This is a genomic window from Streptomyces sp. UH6 (assembly GCF_013421635.1).
GTDB lineage: Bacteria > Actinomycetota > Actinomycetes > Streptomycetales > Streptomycetaceae > Streptomyces > Streptomyces abyssomicinicus.
Genome location: NZ_JACADT010000668.1, coordinates 1 through 3,205, shown reverse-complemented (window position 1 = coordinate 3,205; position 3,205 = coordinate 1). Strand labels below are relative to the sequence as shown.

2 protein-coding genes are annotated in these 3,205 nt (G+C 75.1%); both read right to left on the bottom strand.

What is annotated here, in order from left to right:
- The coding region (locus HW445_RS23980) for a beta-ketoacyl synthase N-terminal-like domain-containing protein (protein WP_180223022.1) at positions 1-1,386 on the bottom strand (1,386 nt) is incomplete at its 3' end.
- A gap of 25 nt (positions 1,387-1,411) precedes the next feature.
- Positions 1,412-3,205: beta-ketoacyl reductase (locus tag HW445_RS23975; protein ID WP_180223021.1), on the bottom strand; the 1,794-nt coding region annotated here is incomplete at its 5' end.

Genomic DNA, 3,205 nt, shown 5'->3' with positions numbered 1-3,205 from the left:
GGCGGTCCCGGGAGCCTGCTCCACGATGACGTGCGCGTTGGTGCCGCTCACCCCGAACGACGACACGGCGGCACGGCGCGGGGCCCCGGTCTCCGGCCACCCGCGGGCCTCCGCCAGCAGCTCCACCGCGCCCGCCGACCAGTCGACGTGCGGGGTCGGCTCGTCCACGTGCAGGGTCCTGGGCAGCACGCCGTGGCGCACCGCCATGACCATCTTGATCACGCCGGCCACACCGGACGCCGCCTGGGCGTGACCGATGTTCGACTTCAGCGAACCCAGCCACAGCGGCCGGCCGTCGGCGCGGTCCTGGCCGTACGTCTCCACGACGGCCTGCGCCTCGATCGGGTCGCCCAGCACCGTGCCGGTGCCGTGCGCCTCGACCGCGTCGACGTCGGCCGTGGTCAGCCCCGCGTTGGCGAGCGCGGCGTGGATGACCCGCTGCTGGGCGGTGCCGTTGGGGGCGGTCAGGCCGTTGCTGGCGCCGTCCTGGTTGACGGCGGTGCCCCGGACGACCGCCAGGACCTCGTGCCCGTTGCGCACCGCGTCCGACAGCCGCTCGACCAGCAGCACGCCGACGCCCTCGGCCCAGCCCGTTCCGTCCGCCGCCGCCGCGAACGACTTGCAGCGGCCGTCGACGGCGAGGCCGCCCTGCTTGCTGAACTCGGCGTACGCCTCCGGCACCGCCATCACCGCGACACCGCCGGCCAGCGCCAGGTCGCACTCGCCCGACCGCAGGGCCTGCACGGCCATGTGGAGGGCGACCAGCGACGACGAGCAGGCGGTGTCGACGGTGACCGCGGGACCCTCCAGCCCCAGCGTGTAGGCGATGCGGCCGGACACGACGCTGCCCGCCGTACCCGTGAGGAAGTAGCCCTCGACGTCCTCGGAGGCGTTCTGCAGCTTCGACTCGTAACCGGAGACCGCCGCGCCGGCGAAGACGCCGGTACGGGTGCCGCGCAGCGCGGTGGGCGCGATCCCGGCCCGCTCCACCGCCTCCCACGAGGCCTCGAGGAGCAGCCGCTGCTGCGGGTCCATCGCCAGCGCCTCGCGCGGCGAGATCCCGAAGAACCCGGCGTCGAACTCGGCGGCGTCGTGCACGAACCCGCCCTCGTACGCCCCCGAGCCGGCCGGACTCGACGCGTACAGGCCGTCGACGTCCCACCCGCGGTCCGTGGGGAACGGGCCCACCGCGTCACGGCCCTCGTCCACGAGCCGCCACAGGTCCTCGGGGCCCGCGATCCCGCCGGGGTAGCGGCAGCTCATGCCGACGATCGCGACGGGCTCGCGCGCCGCCTCGGTGATCCGGGCATTCTCCCGGCGCAGCCGCTCGGTCTCCTTGACCGACGCCCGCAGAGCCTCAAGAACCTTGTCCGCCGAAGCAGCCATCATTCACTCCACATTTCGCACGTCATCACGAGCCGTTGTCGCCCAGCGCGAGCTGGATCAGGCTTTCGGCGTCCAAGTCGTCGATCGAGTCGTCCGCCACCGGGGACGCCGCCCCGGCGGAGACCGGAACAGGGGCGGAGACCGGGGCGGGGGCGGCCGAGGGCGGCGTGGCCGGATCACCGTCCGCCACCGGCGGAAGGTCCAGCCTGCCGAGCAGGAAGCGCGCCAGCACGGCGGGTGTCGGGTGGTCGAAGACCAGGGCGGCGGGCAGCTTCAGGCCGGTGGCCCGGGCCACCCGGTTCCGCAGGTCCACCGCGGTGAGCGAGTCGAAACCGAGCTTGCGGAACGCCCGGTCGGGCCGCACCTCGCCGGGCCCGTCCAGCCCCAGCACCGCCGCCGCGTGGTCGCGGACGAGTTCGAGGAGGGTGAACTCACGCTCCGGCACCGACAGTTCGACCAGTTCGGCGCGGAGACGGCCGGCCGCGTCGGGTGCCGAGCCCTCGGCTTCCGCCGAGTCCTGCGCGTCCCGCCCGTCCTCGGCTGACAGCAGGCCGCGCACCTCCGGCAGGTCGCCGATCAGCGGGCTGGGACGCATCGCGGTGAACACGGGCGCGAACCGCGCCCAGTCGACGTCGGCGACGACGACCGCGGTCTCCTCGTGCTCGACCGCCTGCGCCATGGCCGCCAGGGCCGGACCGGCGGACATCGCCGACAGACCCAGTCCGCTCAGGGCGTCGCCGACACCGGCCTCACCCGCCAGCCCGCCGCCTTCCCACCAGCCCCAGGCCACGGACGTCGCCGTCCTGCCCAGGGACCTCCTGCGGTGGGCCAGCGCGTCCAGGGAGGCGTTCGCCGCGGCGTACGCGGAATGCCGGGCGTTGCCCCACACACCGGAGATCGAGGAGAACAGCACGAAGGCGTCCACGGAGTCCCCGAGCGCCTCGTCCAGGTGGAGCGCGCCGGTCACCTTGCCCGCCAGCACCGCCGCGTAGGCGTCGGCGTCGGTGTCCTGGAAGGCCGCGGTGTCGTCGACACCTGCCGTGTGGAAGACACTGCGCACCGGCCGGCCCTCGGCCGCCAGTCGCTCGACCAGGGCCCGGACCTGCTCGCCGTCCGCCACGTCACAGGCGACCACCGTCGCCGTCGCACCGGCACGGGCCAGCTCGGCCACCAGTTCCGCCGCTCCCGGCGCGTCCGGGCCCCGACGGCTCGTCAGCACGATGTGCCGGGCGCCCCGTCCGGCCAGCCAGCGGGCGAGTCGCCCACCGACGGAGCCGGTGCCCCCGGTGATCAGAGCGGTGTCCCGCGGCTCGAACCGGCGACCGGCGCCGGTGAGCACAGCACGCTCGACCCGGCGGGCGAAGACCTCGGAGCCGCGCACCGCCACCTGGTCCTCGTTGCCGAGGTCCCCGGCGAGCACGGCGCACATCCGCTCCATCACCGACGCGTCGCTCCCTTCGGCCCCCGTGGTGTCGGGCAGGTCGATCAGACCGCCCCAGCTCCCCGGCGCCTCCAGGGCGATGGCCTGCCCCATCCCCCACAACTGCGCCTGCACCGGACTGCCGGCCGGCTCCACCTGCCCGGCCCGCCCACTGTGGACGGCGCCGCTCGTGACGCACCACAGCGGCGCTCGCGTCCCGCTGTCGTCGAGGGCCTGGACGAGCGCGAGCGTGCCCGCGGTCACGGCGGGAAGCCCGACACCGAGGGCGTTCTCCGCGTCCCGGGCGGCCGCCCCGTCCGTCACGGCCAGGAGCGACAGCACGCCGCCGAGCGGCGTCCCGTCCGTCTCCTCCAACGCGGCCCGCAGCGCCTTGGCGAT